The organism is Geodermatophilus sp. SYSU D01045 (assembly GCF_054050295.1).
The window spans coordinates 66,366-84,042 of the sequence record NZ_JBJGZB010000019.1 but is presented as its reverse complement, the minus strand read 5'-3'; the positions used below and the strand labels follow the sequence as shown (position 1 = coordinate 84,042).

The following is a 17,677-nucleotide window of genomic DNA, read 5'->3' as shown; positions in this document are numbered from 1 at the left end:
CGCCGCTGCGCGCGGCACCCCGGTCGTCAGGACGTCATGTCGACCTGGATCTCGGGGCCGGGCCCGGACCCCTCCGGCCGCCGCCCGGCGAGCACCTCGCCCACCTGCGCGAGCCCCACGGTGGCGGCCACCAGCGGCCGCGGGTCCACGGTGCCGGCGGCGTACGCGGCGACGGTGTCGGCCAGCCCCGGCGAGGCGGACAGCACGCCGACGGCGGTCACGTCGCCGAGCACCAGCGCCCGGGTGTCGACGGCGCTCGGGCGGCCGGCCGGCCCGACGCAGACGACCCGCCCGGCCGGCTCGACCAGCCCCAGCGCCCGCGCGGGGGCGCCGGCGTCGGTGGAGGCGTCGACGACGGCGTCGAACGGCCCGCCGGGCACGGTGTCGGCGGCGGTGAACCCGAGGTCCCGGGCGAAGGCCAGGGACCCGGGGGTGACGCCGAGCAGGTGCACCTCCGCGCCGGCGGCGCGCACGAACACCGCCGTCAGCAGGCCGATGGTGCCGGGCCGGACCACCAGCACCCGGTCACCCGGCCCGGCCCCGGTGGCGCGGGCCGCGCGCAGCGCGTTGCCGCCGGGCTCGACCAGCGCGCCGAGCCCGGCGTCGACCGCGTCCGGCAGGGCGTGCAGCGACCGCGCCGGCACCGCGAGCCGCTCGGCCAGCGCGCCGGGCCGCCCGCCGCGGATGCCCACCTCCTGCCGCTGCGCGCACACGTCCTGCTGCCCGCGCCGGCAGCGCCGGCAGGTGCCGTCGCCGAGCATCGTGTCCCCGGTGACCCGCCGGCCGGCCCAGCCGGGGTCCACCCCCTCCCCCACCGCGGCGACCGTGCCGGCCCACTCGTGGCCCAGCCGCATCGGGTAGGCCGCGTGCCCCTGGTGCAGGTAGGCCATCTCGCCGGTCCAGAACTCGACGTCGGTGCCGCACACGCCGACCCGCTCGACGTCGACGACCACCTCCCCGGGCGCCGGGACCGGTCCGGCCCCGCTGCAGGGTCCCGCCGCGGGCCTGCGAGTGGCGGGGGGCAGCGGGGTCCTTCGTCTAGTCGACGAGGTCGAGCGCCGCGCCGACCAGCGAGTCGACGTCGAGCCCGTGGTACCGGTACACGCCGTCGAGGTCGCCGCTCTGGCCGAACCGGGTGACGCCCAGGTGCGCCGCCGGCACCCCGCGGACCCCGGCGAGGAACGCCAGGGTGTGCGGGTGCCCGTCGAGCACGGTGACCAGCGGCGTGGCCCGGTCGGCGGGGAAGGCGCCGTCGAGCACCCACGGCGCGGCGTCGTCGAGGCCGCGGCGGGCCTGCACCGCCCGGAACAGCAGCCCGGGGCTGGTCACCACGACGACGTCGGCGGGGAACCCGAGCCCGTCCAGCCGCTCGGCGGCGGCCAGGGCCTCGGGGACGACGGCGCCCATCGCGGCCAGCGTCACCGCCGGGCGCGGCACCCGGCGCAGCGGATACGCCCCGGCGACGACCTGCCGCCGGCGCCGCTCGCGGGCCGCGGCGTCGGCGGGCACCGCGGCCAGCGCCTGGTCGACCGGACGCGTGGACAGCCGCAGGTAGGCCGACTGCCCGCCCGGGCGGCCCATCTGGCCGAGCGCGGCGAGCAGGCACCACTCGGTGTCCAGGGCGAAGGCCGGCTCGTAGGTGAGGCAGCCGGGCTGCTCGAGGCCGATCGACGGCGTGGTGACCGACTGGTGCGCGCCGCCCTCGGGCGCCAGCGTCACCCCTGACGGCGTGCCGACCAGCAGCGACTGGCCGCCCGCGTAGATGGTGAACGACCACGGCTCCAGCGCCCGCTCGACGAACGGGTCGTAGAGCACGCCGATGGGCAGCAGCGACTGGCCCCAGCGCGACCAGGTGGCGCCGAGCTCGCCGATGGCGCCGACCAGGTTGGTCTCGGCGATGCCGAGCTCCACGTGCTGCCCCGACGGCTTCTCCCGCCAGTGCAGGATCGTCTCGGCGTCGTCGGCGAACCAGTCGCGGCGGTCCTCGTGCGACCACACGCCGACCTTGTTCACCCAGCCGCCGAGGTTGGTCGAGCTGGACACGTCGGGGCTGACGGTGACCACCCGCCGGCCCACCTCCGGGGCGGCCCGGTTGAGGTCGAGCAGCGTGCGGCCCAGCGCCGCCTGCGTGGTGGCGGTGCCCGACGGGGTGCGGCCCAGGTCGGCCGGCACGGGAGGGGCGACGGCGTCGTCGACCGGCGGCCGGGCCAGCCGCCGCGCCGCGGCGGCGAGCAGCTCGGCGGGGCGGCCGCCGGCCGGGAACCCGGCCCACGGCCGCGCCGGGTCGACGCCGACGCGGGCGGCCAGCTCGTGCAGCTGGGCCTCGGTGAGCAGCGCGGAGTGGTTCTGCGGGTGCCCCTCGGTGGCCAGCCCGTAGCCCTTGAGCGTGTAGGCGATGACGACGGTGGGCCGGGTGTCGTCGATCTGCGCGAAGGCGGTCCGCAGCGCGGTGACGTCGTGCCCGCCGAGGTTGCGCACGGCGGCGACCAGGTCGGCGTCGGGCACGCCGGCGATCAGCTCCCCGATCGCGGCCGCGCCGGGGCCGTCCCCGGGCAGCTCGCGGCGGACCTCCGCGGGCGTGCGGCGCAGCAGCCGCTGGTACTCGGCGTTGCTCATGCCGTCGATGCGGTCGCGCAGCGCGGGCCCGCCGGGCCGGGTGAACAGCTCCTCCAGCAGCGCCCCGTACTTGACGGTGAGCACCTGCCAGCCGGCCGCGGTGAACATGCCCTGCAGCCGGGTGGCGCCCATGGTCGGGACGACGCGGTCCAGCGACTGCCGGTTGAGGTCGACGATCCAGTTCACCTCGCCGAGCTCGGCGACCATCGGGTCGAGCACGGCCTCCCAGACGGCGCCCTCGTCGAGCTCGGCGTCGCCGACGAGCGACCACTGCCGCCCGGTGCCGCCGGCGCCGAACTGGGTGTTGACGTAGCGGCGGGCCAGCGCGCCCCAGATCGGCGCGGTGGCCCCGATGCCGACCGAGCCGGTCGAGTAGTCCGCCGGCACGGGGTCCTTCAGCCGCGAGGGGTAGGACTGCAGCCCGCCGAACTCGCGCAGCGTGGTCAGCCACGAGGCGTCCAGCTGGCCGAGCAGGAACTCCAGCGCGTGCAGCACGGGGCTGGCGTGCGGCTTGACGCTCACCCGGTCGTCGGCGGCGAGCTGCTCCAGCCACAGCGCGGTCATGATCGTGACCATCGAGGCGCTGGACGCCTGGTGCCCGCCCACCTTGAGGCCGCTCGGGTTGGGGCGCACCCGGTTGGCGTGGTCGACGATCGCCGTCGCCAGCCACAGCACGCGCTGCTCGATCTCGCGCAGCGCGGCGTCGTCCGAGCCGGTGGCGGGGGGCCGCGGGGCGGCGAGCGTCATGGTCACTCCTGTCGGGTGGGCGGAGGACCAGCATCGCGCGTGCGCGCGGCTCCCCCGGAGAGAGGTCCGGTGTGCCACCGTGCGCCCCGTGACCGCCCCGGACCGCCCTGCCCTGCTGCACTCGCTCTACCGGGCCTTCACCGCCCGCGACGTCGACGCGGTGGTGGCCGCCATGGCGCCGGACGTGGACTGGCCCAACGGCTGGGAGGGCGGCCGGGTGCTCGGCCGGGACGGGGTGCGGGACTACTGGGAGCGGCAGTGGGCACGGATCCGCCCGCTGGTGCGGCCGACCGGCGTCGAGGAGCGCCCGGACGGCTCGGTCGCGGTCACCGTGGCGATGACCGTGCGCGACCCGGGCGGCACGGTGCTCGCGCGCGAGACGGTGCGCCACGTCTACCGGTTCACCGGCGACCTCGTGCAGCGGATGGACATCGAGCGGATGGACATCGAGCGGATGGACACGGAGCGGATGGACACGGAGCGGCAGGACACGGAGCGGTAGGACACGGAGCGGTAGGACACGGAGCGGTAGGACGTCGGGTGGGGACGCGGCCCCCGGCCGGGGCGGGCCGGGGGCCGCGCCCGCTCACGGCACGAGGATCGCGCGTCCCCGTACCCGTCCGGCCGACAGGTCGTCGATCGCGGTCTGGTAGTCGTCGAGCGCGTACCGCTGCGTGTGCAGGGTGACCTTCTGCTGGGCGGCCAGCGCCATGAGCTCGACCAGGTCGTTGTAGCTGCCGACCAGGTTGCCCAGGATGTTGATCTCGCTGGAGATCAGGTCGATGGTCGGCACGTCGATGTTCTCGCCGTAGCCGACCACCAGGTAGTCGCCGGCCCGCCGGGTCATCGCCAGGCCCTCGGCGGTGGACCCGCCCTCGCCCACGAAGTCGATGACGACCTCCGCCCCGGCCACGCCGGTGAGCGACAGGACCTGCTCCACCTGGCCGCCGTCGGCGTGCACGGTGTGGTCGGCCCCGACGGACTGCGCCAGCTTGAGCGCCTCGGGGTTCCGGTCCACGACGATCAGCTCGGCGGGTGAGAGGGCGACCATGACCTGGATGCCGATGTGCCCCAGCCCGCCGGCGCCGATGATCACGCACCGGTCCCCGGGGCGCAGCCGCCGGGCCGCCTTGGCCGCGGCGTGGTAGGCGGTCAGGCCGGCGTCGGCGAGCGCGGCGACGTCGGCCGGCTCCAGCGACTCGTCGATCCTCACGCAGCTGCGCGCCGAGGTCTTGAGGTACTCGGCGTACCCGCCGTCGGTGTCGATGCCGGGGAACTGCGAGTTCTCGCAGTGCACGTCGTCCCCGGCGCGGCAGGCGCGGCACAGCCCGCAGGTGACCAGCGGGTGCAGGATCACCTTGTCCCCGACGGCCACGTTGGTCACCGCGTCCCCCACCGCGTCGACCCAGCCGGCGTTCTCGTGGCCGATCGTGTACGGCAGCGTGACCTGCGACTTCTCCGCCCACTGCCCCTCGAGGATGTGGATGTCGGTCCGGCACACCCCGGCCCCGCCGATCCGCACGACCACGTCGTGCGGGCCGGTCACCTCGGGCTTCGGGACGTCGTCCATCTGCAGCGGCTCGTGGTAGCCGACGACGCGGACGGCCTTCATGGCAGCACCTCCAGGGGGATGAGCGGACGCTCGTCGGGACGGGGGGTCTGGTCGGCCTCGGAGCCGGGGTAGCGGGTGGTGAGCAGGCCGCGGCAGAAGTGCGCGTTGCCGTCGACGGAGATCCGCACCGAGCGGGCCCGGCGCAGCACCGTCGGCGCGTCGTCGGGGCCCGGGCGGGTGCCGTCCTCGCGCAGCAGCACCGGGGCGGCGTCGTCGACGGGCAGGCCGAGGGCCGCGCGCCGGCGGCGCAGGGCGGCCGCGGCGTCGGCCGGGAGGTCGCCGAGGGTGACCCCCGTGACGTCGGCCGCCGGGTCGCTGCGGAGCAGGGCGGCGAGCGCCCGCTCCATCGCGGCGGTGTGCGCCTTGCGGGTGAACGTCGCCCGCAGCCCGTCCAGCGACTCCTCCGCCTCGTGCCCGAAGGTGCCGCGGTAGCCGAGCCCGGCGGCCAGCCCCCGGTTGATGAGGTCGGAGTCGTGGGGGGGGGGGGGGGGGGGGGGCGGCGCCGGCCCCCCCCCCCCCGCCCCCCCCCCCCCCCCCCCGCGCGCCCCCCCCCGCCCCCCCCCCCGCCGCGCCCCGCGGCGCGGCCCCCCGGGCCCCGCCCGGGGGGCCCCCCGGCCGCCGCGCGCCCCCCCCCCCCCCCCCCCCCCCCGCGCGCCACCCCGGGGACGGCGCTGACGGCGTCGTGGGCGTCGGAGACCATCAGCCAGGCGAAGTTCGGTGCGCAGAACGACGTCGGCAGCCGCAGGTGCACCTCGGCGGTCCCGCCGTCCGGGGAGTCGTCGACGGCCACCGAGCGGACGAACCCGAGGTCGGTGATCGGCTCGTCCAGCTCGGGGTCGACGACGGTGCCGAGCGCCGCGCGGACCTCGGCGACGAGGTCGGGCAGGACGGCGGTCACCGGGCACCCGCGAGGTCGGCCGCGGCCGGCTCGCGCGGGCCGGTCTGGGTCTCGTCGGCCTCGGGCAGCCGCAGGTGCTCGGGCACCGGCAGGTCGTAGAGGCGGGCGGCGTTGAGGCCGAGCACCTTCTTCTTCTGCTCGACGGTGATCGGCGCGTACTCCGGGCTCATGTCCTCGGGGACCTGGAAGTCCACGAACTGCTCGACCAGCCACTTCGGCGTCCAGAGCGCGTAGTCGCTGGAGAACAGGATCCGGTCCTCGCCGAGCCAGTAGAGGAGCTCGCCCATGATCTGCGCGAAGTAGCGCGGGCGGGTGTGGATGAACGGCATCGCCACGGCCAGCCCGGCGACCACGTTGGGCTCCTGGGTGGCGATCCAGCAGAAGTCCTCGAGCCGCGGCAGGCCGCAGTGCTCCACCACGAACGTCAGGTCGGTGAAGTCGGTGGCCACGTGGTCGACGTCGGCGACGTCGAAGGCGTCCCGGTCCAGCGGCCGGATGGTCGGGCCCTTGTGGATGTGGATGTTGGTGATGCCGAGCTCCCGGGACAGCTCCAGGTAGCGGCGGGCCATCGGGTCGGTGAGCTTCCAGCCGCGGGACTCGCCGTGCCAGTCGGCGGTGTAGAGCTTCACGCCCTTGAGGTGCATCCGGTCGGCGGCGGCGCGCAGCGCGTCCAGGCCCGCCTCGCCGTCGCGGGGGTCCCAGTAGTGGTTGTAGGTGAGCTTGTCCGGGTGGGCCTGCGCGAGGGCGAACGCCTCCTCGGTCTGGCCGAACCCGCGGTGGTAGAACTCCGCCAGCCGGGCCGGCTGGAAGACCGCGTGGTCGACGATGCCGTCGACGAACACGTCCCGCATCAGCCGCTCGCCGCCCTGGTACAGGTACTCCTCGTAGCCCCAGGTCTCGGACTCCGGGCTGAGGTTGCGGTGGTAGTCGTAGAAGCAGTCGATGAACTGCTTGCCGTGCACGTTGCGCTGGTTCTCCGGGCGCGCGTCCCACAGCGCGATGTGCGCGTCCACCACGTAGTACTGCTCGCCGTCCCTGGTGTACATCCGTCGGCCTCCGTCGGCTCCGGTCGTGAGCTGGGTCACGTTCTCGCCGCCGACGCTAGGGCGGGACGCGGCCACCGCGAACGGTCCCGGTGTCTCACTCTGAGACGCCGCAGCCGCCGCCGGGACGGGTACCTTCCCGTGACACGGGACACAGGCGTCCTGCCGTCCGGAGGTGACCGTGGACGAGCTGGTCGGTCCCCCGGAGCCGCTGCCCGACCCCGCACTGGGCGCCCGGGGCAGCGCCCCGCGGGTGCGCGCGTCGTGGCGGCGCAGCCAGGGCTACGGCGTGCCGCCCGACGAGGTCGTGCCGGTGTTCACCGGGACGCCGGACACCGGGTCGCTGCTCTACGAGTGCGCGCACCGGGTGCTCACCGACCTGCAGACCACGATCGCCGACGAGCCGGTGAGCCTCATGGTCGCCGACCCCGCCGGGTTCGTGCTGGCCCGCCTCGGCGACGACACCTCGATCCAGCGCGCGCTGGACCGGGTGCACCTGGCGCCGGGCTTCTCCTACGCCGAGCGCAACGCCGGCACCAACGGCCTGGGCCTGTCCCTGGCCGACCGGGCGCCGTCGCTGGTGCGGGCCGGCGACCACTGGGTCAGCGACCTGCGCGGCTACACCTGCGCCGCCGCACCGGTGCTCGCACCGGTCACCGGCGAGCTGGCCGGCAGCATCAACCTGACCACCTGGTCGGACTCCTCCTCCGACCTGCTGCTGGGCCTGGCGCAGACGGCGGCCAGCGCCACCAGCGCCCTCATGGCGGTCCGCTCGGGCGGCCGGCTGCTGCGCCCGGCGCCGCGCGGCGAGGTGTTCCGGGTGGTCGGCGGGTCACTCGCCCCCGACGACGGCGACCCGTGCGTCTCCGCCTCCTGGCGGGCGGCGGTCGACCGGGCGGGGGTCGCGGTCTCCTCGGGCCGGCTGGCGGTCGTCGTCGGCGAGGCGGGCGCGGGCAAGGCGACGGCGGCCGCGCTGGCCCGGCGGCGACTGCCCGGCCGGCAGCGGCTGCTGCACGCCCGGGCGCCGGAGGCCGGGGACGTCGCCCCGTGGCTGGAGCTGTGGACCCCCGAGCTGCGCGACGCCGACACGTGCGTGATCGTCTCCGGGCTGCACCGGCTGCCGGCCTGGGCCGCCGGGGAGCTGGCGCAGGTGCTGGCCGCGGTCCGCCGCGCCGGGCGCCCGCAGCCGGCGGTGCTCACCGCGCCGGAGTACGCGGCGCTGCCCGAGCCGATCGCCCGGCTGGCCGACGCCGTCGTCGAGGTGCCGCCGCTGCGCGACCGGGTCGACGACGTGCTGCCGCTGGCGGCCTGGACCGCGCGGCAGGAGCGGCACCGGGACGTGTCGTTCACCCCGCGCGCGGCCCGGGCGCTGGCCGCCTGCGGCTGGCCGGGCAACGTCGCGCAGCTGCGCCGGGTGGTGCGGGAGGCGGCGACCCGCACCGACGTCGTCGACGTGCACCACCTCGCACCGGAGGTGCTCGACGGCGGCGCCCGCCCGCTGTCCCGGCTGGAGCGGCTCGAGCGCGACGAGATCGTGCGGTGCCTGACCGAGCCGGGCACCACGATGACCCGCGTCGCCGAGGAGCTCGGCATCGGCCGGGCGACCCTCTACCGCAAGATCGCCCAGTACAGGATCACCGTCCCGGACCGTGCCCCCGGGAGCCATTAGCGCGACGAAGGCGCTCTAGTCCTCGTCGGTGCGGTAGCCCAGGTTGGGGGCGAGCCAGCGCTCGGCCTCGGCGAGCGTCCAGCCCTTGCGGCGGGCGTAGTCCTCGACCTGGTCGCGGCCGATCCGGCCCAGGTTGAAGTACCGCGCCTCCGGGTGCGAGAAGTACAGCCCGCTGACCGCGGCGCCGGGCCACATGGCCATCGACTCGGTCAGCTGCAGCCCGATCGAGGCCTCGACGTCGAGCAGGTCCCAGATCGTCTGCTTCTCGGTGTGCTCGGGGCAGGCCGGATAGCCGGGCGCGGGGCGGATGCCGCGGTAGCGCTCGGCGATCAGGGCGTCGTTGTCCAGCCGCTCGTCGGCGGCGTAGCCCCAGAACTCCCGGCGCACCCGCTCGTGCAGCCGCTCGGCGAACGCCTCGGCCAGCCGGTCGGCCAGCGCCTCCAGCAGGATCGCCGAGTAGTCGTCGTGGGCGGCCTTGAACGCCGCGACCCGCTCGGCCGACCCGAGCCCGGCGGTGACGGCGAAGGCGCCGACGTGGTCGCGCAGCCCGGTCTCCCTCGGCGCGACGAAGTCCGCGAGCGACTTGCGCGAGGCGCCGTCGCGGCCCTCGGTCTGCTGCCGGAGCTGGTGCAGCACGGCGCGCACCTGGGTGCGGGACTCGTCGGTGTAGACCTCGATGTCCTCCCCGCCGACCCGGGCCGCGGGGAACAGCCCGAGGACGCCGTTCGCGGTGAGCCAGCGCTCGGCGACGATCCGGTCGAGCATCTGCTGCGCGTCGGCGTACAGCCGCCGCGCCGCCTCGCCGGTGGCCGGGTTGTGCAGCAGGTCGGGGAACCGGCCGCGCATCTCCCAGGCGGTGAAGAACGGCTGCCAGTCGACGTACCCGCGCAGCTCCTCCAGCGGGTAGTCGCGCAGCACGCGGGTGTACCCCACCTCGGCGTCGCCGTGCGCGTGGTCGCAGGCCGGCCCGGTGCACACGTCGCGGGCCTGCTGCAGCAGCATCCGCGGCCGCGGCGGGGTGTAGGCCGACCAGTCCAGCGCCGGCGCGGCGGCGCGGGCGGCGGCCAGCGGCAGCAGCGTGCGGGTGTCGGTGCGCGCGGCGTGCCGCTCGCGCAGGGTCTCGTACTCGGTCTCGGTGGCCGCCAGCAGGCCGGGGCGCTGCTCGTCGGACAGCAGCGCCGCGACGACGGGCACCGACCGGGACGCGTCCTTCACCCAGATGACCGGGCCGTGGTAGCGCGGCGCGACCTTGACCGCGGTGTGCGCCCGCGACGTCGTCGCCCCGCCGATGAGCAGCGGCACCTCGAAGCCCTGCCGCTCCATCTCGCCGGCCAGGTTCACCATCTCGTCCAGCGACGGGGTGATCAGCCCGGACAGGCCGATGACGTCGGCGCCGACCTCCTTGGCGGTGTCGAGCACCTTCTGCGCCGGCACCATGACGCCGAGGTCGACGACGTCGTAGTTGTTGCACTGCAGCACGACGCCGACGATGTTCTTGCCGATGTCGTGGACGTCGCCCTTCACCGTCGCCATGACCACGGTGCCGTTGCTGCGGTCGGCGTCGCCGGGCTGCTTCTCCGCCTCGATGAAGGGCACGAGGTGGGCCACGGCCTTCTTCATGACCCGCGCGGACTTCACCACCTGCGGCAGGAACATCTTCCCGGCGCCGAACAGGTCGCCGACGACGTTCATCCCGCCCATCAGCGGGCCCTCGATGACCTCGATCGGCCGGCCGCCGCGCGCGGCGATCTCCAGCCGCAGCTCCTCGGTGTCGGCCTCGACGAAGTCGTCGATGCCCTTCACCAGCGCGTGGGTGATCCGCTCCTCGACCGGCAGCGCCCGCCACTCCTCGGCGGCGGCCTCCTCGGCGGCCTCGGAGGCGGCGTACTCGCCGGCGATCTCCAGCAGCCGTTCGGTGGCGTCGGGCCGGCGGGCCAGGACGACGTCCTCGATGCGCTCGCGCAGCCGCTCGGGGACCTCCTCGTACACCTCGAGCGCGCCGGCGTTGACGATGCCCATGTCCATGCCGGCGCCGACGGCGTGGAAGAGGAAGACGGCGTGGATGGCCTCGCGGACGCGGTTGTTGCCGCGGAAGGAGAACGAGACGTTGGAGACGCCGCCGGACACCAGCGCGCCCGGCAGGTTCTCCTTGATCCAGCGGGTGGCCTCGATGAAGTCCAGGCCGTAGCGGGCGTGCTCCTCGATGCCGGTGGCGACGGCGAAGACGTTGGGGTCGAAGATCACGTCCTCGGCGGGGAAGCCGACCCGGTCCACCAGGATGTCGTAGGCGCGGCGGCAGATCTGCTGCCGGCGCTCGAGGGTGTCGGCCTGCCCGTCCTCGTCGAAGGCCATGACGACGACGGCCGCGCCGTACTTCCGGCACAGCCGCGCTTGCTCGACGAACTCCGCCTCGCCGTTCTTCAGCGAGATCGAGTTGACGATCGACTTGCCCTGCAGCTGCTGGAGGCCGGCCTCGATCACCTCCCACTTGGAGGAGTCGACCATCACCGGCACGCGGCAGATGTCGGGCTCGGCGGCGATCAGGCGGGTGAAGCGGGTCATCGCCGCGACGCCGTCGATCATGCCCTCGTCCATGTTGACGTCGATGACCTGCGCGCCGGCCTCGACCTGCTGCCGGGCGACGGCCAGCGCCGTCGGGTAGTCGCCGTCGCGGATCAGCCGGCGGAAGCGGGCCGAGCCGGTGATGTTGGTGCGCTCGCCGACGTTGACGAACAGCGAGTCGGCGTCGACCGTCAGCGGCTCCAGCCCCGACAGCCGCAGCGCCGGGCGGACGGCCGGCGGCGTGCGCGGCGGCAGCCCGTCGACGGCCGCGCCGACCGCCGCGATGTGCTCGGGCGTGGTGCCGCAGCAGCCGCCGACGACGTTGACGAAGCCGTCCTCGGCGAAGCCGTGCAACACGCCGGCGGTGTCGGCGGGCGCCTCGTCGTACTCGCCGAACGCGTTGGGCAGCCCGGCGTTGGGATAGCAGGAGACGAACGCGTCGGCGACGCGCGCCAGCTCGGCCACGTAGGGCCGCATCTCCTCGGCGCCCAGCGCGCAGTTGAGCCCGACCACCAGCGGCCGCACGTGGCGCACCGAGTGCCAGAACGCCTCGGTCGTCTGGCCCGACAGCGTCCGGCCGGAGGCGTCGGTGATCGTGCCGGAGATCATCACCGGCCAGCGGCGGCCCCGCTGCTCGAACAGCGTCTCCAGCGCGACGATCGCGGCCTTGGCGTTGAGCGTGTCGAAGATCGTCTCGACCAGCAGCAGGTCCGCGCCGCCGTCGACCAGGCCGCCGGCCTGCTCGAGGTAGGCCTCGACCAGCTCCGGGAAGGTGACGTTGCGGGCGCCGGGGTCGTTGACGTCGGGCGAGATGGACGCCGTCCGGGTGGTGGGGCCGATCGCGCCGGCGACGTACCGGGGCTTCCCGGGGGTGCGTGCGGTGGCCGCGTCGGCCTCCCGGCGGGCCAGCCGGGCCGCCACGACGTTGATCTCCCGCGACAGCTCCGCCATGCCGTAGTCGGCCAGCGAGACGGCGTTGGCGTTGAAGGTGTTGGTCTCGACCAGGTCGGCGCCGGCGTCGAGGTACTCGCGGTGGATGCCCGCGACCAGCTCCGGCTGGGTGAGCACGAGCAGGTCGTTGTTGCCCTGGACGTCGACCGGCCAGTCGGCGAAGCGCTCCCCGCGGTAGCCGGCCTCGCTCGGGCGGTCCCGCTGGATCGCCGTCCCCATCGCGCCGTCGAGCACGAGGATCCGCTGCTCCAGCAGGGCGGTGAGCTCCGCCGTCGCGTCGGGCCGGAGGTCGGGGGCGTCGGTCACGGGCATCCTCGGGGTGCGTTCGGAACGGTGCCGGGAACTCCTGTGCAAGCGTGCCCGACACCGGAGCCGGGTGGTCCGAGGAGCAACCCGGGACGTCCGGGACATCTTCCCATCCCGCTCCACCCGGGTCAGGCGGCCCGACCGACGTAGGCTCGCAGGGGTGATCGACCCGAAGTCCGCTCCCGAGGACCTGCCCCAGCTGGACCGGCCGGTGGCGGTGGTCGCCTTCGAGGGCTGGAACGACGCCGGGGACGCCGCGACCGGGGCGCTCGAGCACCTGGAGCTCATCTGGGACGCCACGCCCCTGGCGGCGCTCGACCCCGAGGACTACTACGACTTCCAGGTCAACCGGCCCACCGTCTCGCTCGTCGGCGGGGTGAGCCGGCGCGTCGAGTGGCCGACGACGCGCGTCTCGGTGGCCCGCCCGCCGGGCAGCGACCGCGACGTCGTCCTGATCCGCGGGATCGAGCCCAACATGCGCTGGCGCGGGTTCTGCGCCGAGCTGATCGAGCTGTGCGAGGAGCTCGGCGTCCAGACGGTGGTGGCGCTGGGTGCCCTGCTCGCCGATACCCCGCACACCCGGCCCACCCCGGTCACCGGCTCGGCCTACGACCAGGAGTCCGCGCGCGCCTACGGCCTGGAGACCTCCCGCTACGAGGGGCCGACCGGCATCCTCGGCGTCTTCCAGGACGCGTGCGTGCAGGCCGGCCTGCCGGCGGTGAGCTTCTGGGCGGCGGTCCCCCACTACGTCTCCCAGCCGCCCTCGCCGCGGGCGACCGTCGCGCTGCTGCAGCGGGTCGAGGAGGTGCTGGAGCTGGCCGTGCCGCTCGGCGCGCTCCCCCAGCAGGCCGACGAGTGGGTGAAGACCGTCGACGAGATGGCCCAGGAGGACGCCGAGGTCGTGGAGTACGTGCGCTCGCTCGAGGAGCGCGCCACCGAGACCGACCTGTCCCAGGCCGACGGCGACCAGATCGCCCGCGAGTTCGAGCGCTACCTCCGCCGCCGCGGCTCCTCCCCCAACTGAGCGGGCCGCCTCTCCCCGTCGAGATCACGTGATCTCGCACGTCCCGGACCCGTCCGGTGGGCGAGATCACGTGATCTCGCACGTCCCGGACCCGTCCGCTGGGCGAGATCACGTGATCTCGCCGCCTCACCCCACCGGCTCTCCCTGCAGCAGTGCCCGCGGCCGAGACCGTGGCGGAGTTGGGGCGGCGGAGTTGGGGATAACGGTTGACGGGCGCTCAGGCGGGCGCCGACGACCGCGACCGGCACGATCACTCCCGGCGCAGCAGCGGGGCCATGCGGGCCGCGGCGTCGTCGCCGAACAGGCGGTCGTGGGTGGCCAGCGCGTACCGGTCGGTCATCCCCGAGACGTAGTCGACGACCTGGGTGACGACGTCGGCCTCGGTGTCCCGGTAGGACGCCGGGATGAGGCCGGGCGCGGCGAGGTGGTGGTCGACCAACCGCCGGATGACGTCGACCGCCAGCTGCTTCTGCCCCGCGGCGGTCTCGGACAGGTAGACCCGCCGGAACATGAACGTCCGCAGCTCGTCCATCGCGGCCAGCGGCCCGTCGGCCATGACCACCGCGCCGCCGTCGGCCAGGGACCCGGCGACGACGGCGTCGACCATCGCGCCCACCATCGCGCTGCCGGGCTCGCCGAACAGCTCGCAGGCGCGGGCCGGCAGGTCGGGCACGCGGAGCACCCCGGCGCGGACGGCGTCGAGGGCGTCGTGGGAGAGGTAGGCGATCCGGTCGGCGTACCGCACGCACTCCCCCTCGCGGGTGGCCGGCGGCGGGCTGATCTTCCAGCTGTGCGCGCGGATGCCGTCACGCACCTCCCAGGTGAGGTTCAGGTGCTCGAGCACCTCGACGATCCGCACCCCCTGCGCCGCGTGGTGCCACCCGCCGGGGACGTAGGGGTCGAACGCGTCCTCGCCGATGTGGCCGAACGGCGAGTGGCCGACGTCGTGGCCCAGCGCGATCGCCTCGGCGAGGGTCTCGTTGAGCCCCAGCGCGCGGGCGATGGCGCGGGCGACCTGGGTGACCTGCAGCGTGTGGGTGAGCCGGGTGACGAAGTGGTCGCCGTCGGGGTTGAGGAAGACCTGCGTCTTGTGCTTGAGCCGGCGGAAGGCCTTGGCGTGCAGGATGCGGTCCCGGTCGCGCTCGAAGGCGGTGCGCAGCGGGTCCTCGGGCTCGTCGACGGCGCGGCCGCGGGTGGCCGCCGAGCGGGCGGCGGCCGGGGCGAGGTCCTGCTCCGCCCGCTCGCGCGCGGCGCGGTCGGTGAAGCAGAACCCCGGGGGCATCAGGCCTCCCGCAGGGCGGTGTCGAGCTCGACGCCGAGCAGCGCGTCGACGGCGTCGGCGACGATCGCCGGGGCGCCGTCCTCGGCCTCCCCGTCCCCGGCCAGGGTCGCCTGCGCCCAGGCGTCGACGGCGGCGATCGCGCCGGGGCTGTCGAGGTCGTCGGCCAGCCGGTCGCGCAGCGCGGCCAGCACCGGCGCGGCCGGGGCGCCGGCGTCGCGGGCGGTGGCCTGCCGCCAGGTGGCCAGCCGCGCCTCGGCGGTGGCCAGCAGGTCCGGCGTCCAGGCGCGGTCGGTGCGGTAGTGACCCGACAGCAGCGCCAGCCGGATCGCCATCGGGTCGACGCCCTCGCCGCGCAGCTTGGAGACGAACACCAGGTTGCCCCGGCTCTTGCTCATCTTCTCGCCGTCCAGGCCGATCATCGCCGCGTGCACGTAGGCCCGGGCGAAGGGCTTGGTCCCGGTGAGCGCCTCGGCGTGGACGGCGGAGTACTCGTGGTGCGGGAAGACCAGGTCGCTGCCGCCGCCCTGCACGTCGAAGCCCATGCCGATGGTGTCCAGCGCGATCGCGGCGCACTCGACGTGCCAGCCGGGCCGGCCCGCGATGCCGCGCGGGCCGGGCCAGGACGGCTCGCCCTCGCGGGCGCCGCGCCACAGCAGCGGGTCGAGCCGGTTGCGCTTGCCCGGGCGGTCGGGGTCGCCGCCGCGCTCGGCCGACAGCGCGAGCATGGTGGCCTCGTCGTACCCGGACTCCTCGCCGAAGCCCGGCGCCTGCGCGACGTCGTGGTAGACGTCGCCGGTGCCGTCGTCGAGGACGTAGGCCAGGCCCGCGTCGAGCAGCGTCTCCACGTGGGCGACGATCATCGGGATCGCCGCGACGGCGCCGACGTAGTCCTCCGGCGGCAGCACCCGCAGCGCGGTCATGTCCTCACGGAACAGCGCGGTCTCGCGCATGCCGAGGACGACCCAGTCCTCGCCGTCGCGCTCGGCGCGCTCGAGCAGCGGGTCGTCGATGTCGGTCACGTTCTGCACGTAGTGGACCGCGTGGCCGGCGTCCCGCCACACCCGGTTGACCAGGTCGAAGGCCAGGTAGGTGGCGGCGTGGCCGAGGTGGGTGGCGTCGTAGGGGGTGATCCCGCAGACGTACATCCGCGCCACGGCGCCGGGCTCGGTGTCCACGACCTGCCCGCGCGCGGTGTCGTAGAGCCGCAGGACCGGACCGGAGCCCGGGAGGGTCGGCAGGAGCGGGGCGGGCCAGCTGAGCACGTCGTCGAGCCTAGTTGCGCTCCCGGCGCGCCCGCGGGCGCCGTCCCCACCTGGGGACGGCGCCCGCGGGACCGGCTGCCTGCTGGTCGCCGGCTACCGGTCGCCGGCTACTGGTCGTCGTCGTCGACCCACTCGAGGGTCCGGCTCACCGCCTTCTGCCACTTGCGGTAGTACCGGTCGCGGGTGGCCTGGTCCATGTCCGGGCTCCACCGCTTGTCCTCGGCCCACTGGCTGGTGAGCTCCTCCTCGTCGGCCCAGAAGCCGACCGCGAGGCCGGCGGCGTAGGCCGCGCCCAGCGCCGTCGTCTCGGCGATCTTCGGGCGGACGACGTCGACGCCGAGGATGTCCGCCTGGAACTGCATGAGCAGCTCGTTGACCACCATGCCGCCGTCGACCCGCAGCTCGGTGAGGGCGACCCCCGAGTCGGCGTTCATGGCGTCGACGACCTCGCGGGTCTGGTAGGCCGTGGCCTCCAGCACCGCCCGGGCCAGGTGGCCGCGGTTGACGTAGCGGGTGAGCCCGACCAGCGCGCCGCGGGCGTCGGAGCGCCAGTGCGGGGCGAACAGGCCGGAGAACGCCGGCACGAAGTAGGCGCCGCCGTTGTCGTCCACCGACCGGGCCACCGCCTCGATCTCCCCGGCGCCGCCGATCAGGCGCAGGTTGTCCCGCACCCACTGCACCAGCGAGCCGGTGACGGCGATCGAGCCCTCCAGCGCGTACACCGGCTTGCGGCCGCCGATCTGGTAGCAGACCGTCGTCAGCAGGCCGTTGCGCGACGACACCGCCTCCTCGCCGGTGTTGAGCAGCAGGAAGTTCCCGGTGCCGTAGGTGTTCTTGGCCATGCCCTTCTGGAAGCAGACCTGGCCGAAGGTGGCCGCCTGCTGGTCTCCCAGCGAGCCGGCGATCTTCACGCCGGCCAGGGCGCCGGCCTTGCGGCCCTCGCCGTAGACCTCGGAGTTGGACCGGATCTCCGGCAGCATCGACACCGGGATGCGCATGTCCGCGGCGATCGACTCGTCCCACGCCAGGGTGCTGTAGTCCATGAGCATGGTGCGCGAGGCGTTGCTGACGTCGGTGATGTGCAGGCCGCCGTCGGTCCCGCCGGTCATCTGCCACAGCAGCCAGCTGTCGATCGTGCCCATGAGCAGGTCGCCGCGCTCGGCGCGCTCGCGGGCGCCCTCGACGTTGTCGAGGATCCAGGTCACCTTCGGCCCGGCGAAATAGGTGGCCAGCGGCAGGCCGACCTTCTCCTTGTACCGGTCCGCTCCCCCGCCGAGCTCGCCGAGCTCGGTGACGATGCGGTCGGTGCGGGTGTCCTGCCAGACGATCGCGTTGTACACCGGCTCGCCGGTGTTCTTGTCCCACACGACGGTGGTCTCGCGCTGGTTGGTGATGCCGACGGCGGCGAGGTCGGAGCCGACCAGGTCGGCGCGGGCCAGCGCCTGCCCGACCACCTCGCGGACGTTGCTCCAGATCTCCACCGGGTCGTGCTCGACCCAGCCGGCGCGCGGGAAGATCTGCGCGTGCTCCTTCTGCGCCACGGCGACGACGGCGCCGTCGTGGTCGAAGACCATGCAGCGGGTGCTGGTGGTGCCCTGGTCGATGGCGGCGATGTAGCTGCTCACGGTTCCTCCGGGTGCGACGTTGCAGGGGGACGGTGCAGGGGACGGGTGCGGACGGTCGGGACGGGTGGCCGGCGGGACGG

Annotated in this window: 12 protein-coding genes and 1 pseudogene; 3 read left to right on the top strand and 10 right to left on the bottom strand. The window is 74.9% G+C overall.

Features of this window, described 5'->3' with window-relative positions:
• Positions 1-26 precede the first annotated feature (26 nt).
• Both ACI798_RS16740 and ACI798_RS16735 read right to left on the bottom strand, forming a co-directional pair.
• On the bottom strand, positions 27-953 hold the full coding sequence (locus ACI798_RS16740; RefSeq protein WP_457048440.1) for a zinc-dependent alcohol dehydrogenase: 927 nt from the start codon (positions 951-953) through the stop codon (positions 27-29).
• A gap of 85 nt (positions 954-1,038) precedes the next feature.
• Positions 1,039-3,363, bottom strand: coding sequence for a transketolase-like TK C-terminal-containing protein (locus tag ACI798_RS16735; RefSeq protein ID WP_457048439.1), 2,325 nt, complete (start codon positions 3,361-3,363; stop codon positions 1,039-1,041).
• Between the two features lie 88 nt (positions 3,364-3,451).
• Here ACI798_RS16735 and ACI798_RS16730 point away from each other — a divergent pair, with 88 nt between their 5' ends.
• Positions 3,452-3,865 (top strand): nuclear transport factor 2 family protein, encoded by a 414-nt coding sequence (locus tag ACI798_RS16730; protein ID WP_457048438.1) that lies wholly within the window; start codon positions 3,452-3,454, stop codon positions 3,863-3,865.
• Between the two features lie 84 nt (positions 3,866-3,949).
• Here ACI798_RS16730 and ACI798_RS16725 read toward each other — a convergent pair whose 3' ends face one another.
• From ACI798_RS16725 to ACI798_RS16710, 4 genes and pseudogenes are all read right to left on the bottom strand, one after another.
• On the bottom strand, positions 3,950-4,975 hold the full coding sequence (locus ACI798_RS16725) for an NAD(P)-dependent alcohol dehydrogenase (protein ID WP_456939968.1): 1,026 nt from the start codon (positions 4,973-4,975) through the stop codon (positions 3,950-3,952).
• On the bottom strand, positions 4,972-5,322 hold the full coding sequence (locus ACI798_RS16720) for a hypothetical protein (protein WP_457048437.1): 351 nt from the start codon (positions 5,320-5,322) through the stop codon (positions 4,972-4,974). The genes ACI798_RS16725 and ACI798_RS16720 overlap by 4 nt, the downstream gene beginning before the upstream one ends.
• Before the next feature lie 317 nt (positions 5,323-5,639).
• Positions 5,640-5,873, bottom strand: a pseudogene (locus ACI798_RS16715) (iron-sulfur cluster assembly protein); the annotation flags it as partial.
• Positions 5,870-6,919 carry an amidohydrolase family protein gene (locus ACI798_RS16710; RefSeq protein ID WP_456939966.1) on the bottom strand — a complete coding sequence of 350 codons (1,050 nt, stop codon included), beginning with the start codon at positions 6,917-6,919 and terminating at the stop codon, positions 5,870-5,872. The gene ACI798_RS16710 and the pseudogene ACI798_RS16715, both read right to left, overlap by 4 nt.
• A gap of 172 nt (positions 6,920-7,091) precedes the next feature.
• Here ACI798_RS16710 and ACI798_RS16705 point away from each other — a divergent pair, with 172 nt between their 5' ends.
• Positions 7,092-8,585, top strand: a complete 1,494-nt coding sequence (locus ACI798_RS16705; protein WP_457048436.1) for an AAA-type ATPase lid domain-containing protein — start codon at positions 7,092-7,094, stop codon at positions 8,583-8,585.
• Positions 8,586-8,600: 15 nt separating this feature from the next.
• On the opposite strand, the gene metH is transcribed toward ACI798_RS16705, so the two are convergent.
• Entirely contained in the window at positions 8,601-12,404 is a 3,804-nt protein-coding gene (gene metH / locus ACI798_RS16700) for a methionine synthase (protein ID WP_457048435.1), read from the bottom strand.
• 160 nt (positions 12,405-12,564) lie between these two features.
• Here metH and ACI798_RS16695 point away from each other — a divergent pair, with 160 nt between their 5' ends.
• Positions 12,565-13,428, top strand: coding sequence for a PAC2 family protein (locus tag ACI798_RS16695; RefSeq protein WP_456939963.1), 864 nt, complete (start codon positions 12,565-12,567; stop codon positions 13,426-13,428).
• Positions 13,429-13,678: 250 nt separating this feature from the next.
• On the opposite strand, the gene ACI798_RS16690 is transcribed toward ACI798_RS16695, so the two are convergent.
• From ACI798_RS16690 to glpK, 3 genes are all read right to left on the bottom strand, one after another.
• Positions 13,679-14,710, bottom strand: a complete 1,032-nt coding sequence (locus tag ACI798_RS16690) for an HD domain-containing protein (RefSeq protein WP_456939962.1) — start codon at positions 14,708-14,710, stop codon at positions 13,679-13,681.
• Positions 14,710-15,972: a cysteine--1-D-myo-inosityl 2-amino-2-deoxy-alpha-D-glucopyranoside ligase gene (gene mshC / locus ACI798_RS16685; RefSeq protein ID WP_457048434.1), complete on the bottom strand. Its 1,263-nt coding sequence runs from the start codon at positions 15,970-15,972 to the stop codon at positions 14,710-14,712. The genes ACI798_RS16690 and mshC overlap by 1 nt, the downstream gene beginning before the upstream one ends.
• 107 nt (positions 15,973-16,079) lie before the next feature.
• Complete coding sequence (glpK, locus tag ACI798_RS16680; RefSeq protein ID WP_456939960.1) at positions 16,080-17,597, bottom strand: glycerol kinase GlpK; 1,518 nt, start codon at positions 17,595-17,597, stop codon at positions 16,080-16,082.
• Positions 17,598-17,677: the final 80 nt, after the last annotated feature.

Coding starts and splice junctions, on each gene's coding strand:
- ACI798_RS16735 (WP_457048439.1), bottom strand. CDS start 3,363: ATGACGCTCGCCGCCCCGCGGCCCCCCGCCACCGGCTCGGACGACGCC.
- ACI798_RS16725 (WP_456939968.1), bottom strand. CDS start 4,975: ATGAAGGCCGTCCGCGTCGTCGGCTACCACGAGCCGCTGCAGATGGAC.
- ACI798_RS16720 (WP_457048437.1), bottom strand. CDS start 5,322: ATGGAGCGGGCGCTCGCCGCCCTGCTCCGCAGCGACCCGGCGGCCGAC.
- ACI798_RS16710 (WP_456939966.1), bottom strand. CDS start 6,919: ATGTACACCAGGGACGGCGAGCAGTACTACGTGGTGGACGCGCACATC.
- ACI798_RS16690 (WP_456939962.1), bottom strand. CDS start 14,710: ATGCCCCCGGGGTTCTGCTTCACCGACCGCGCCGCGCGCGAGCGGGCG.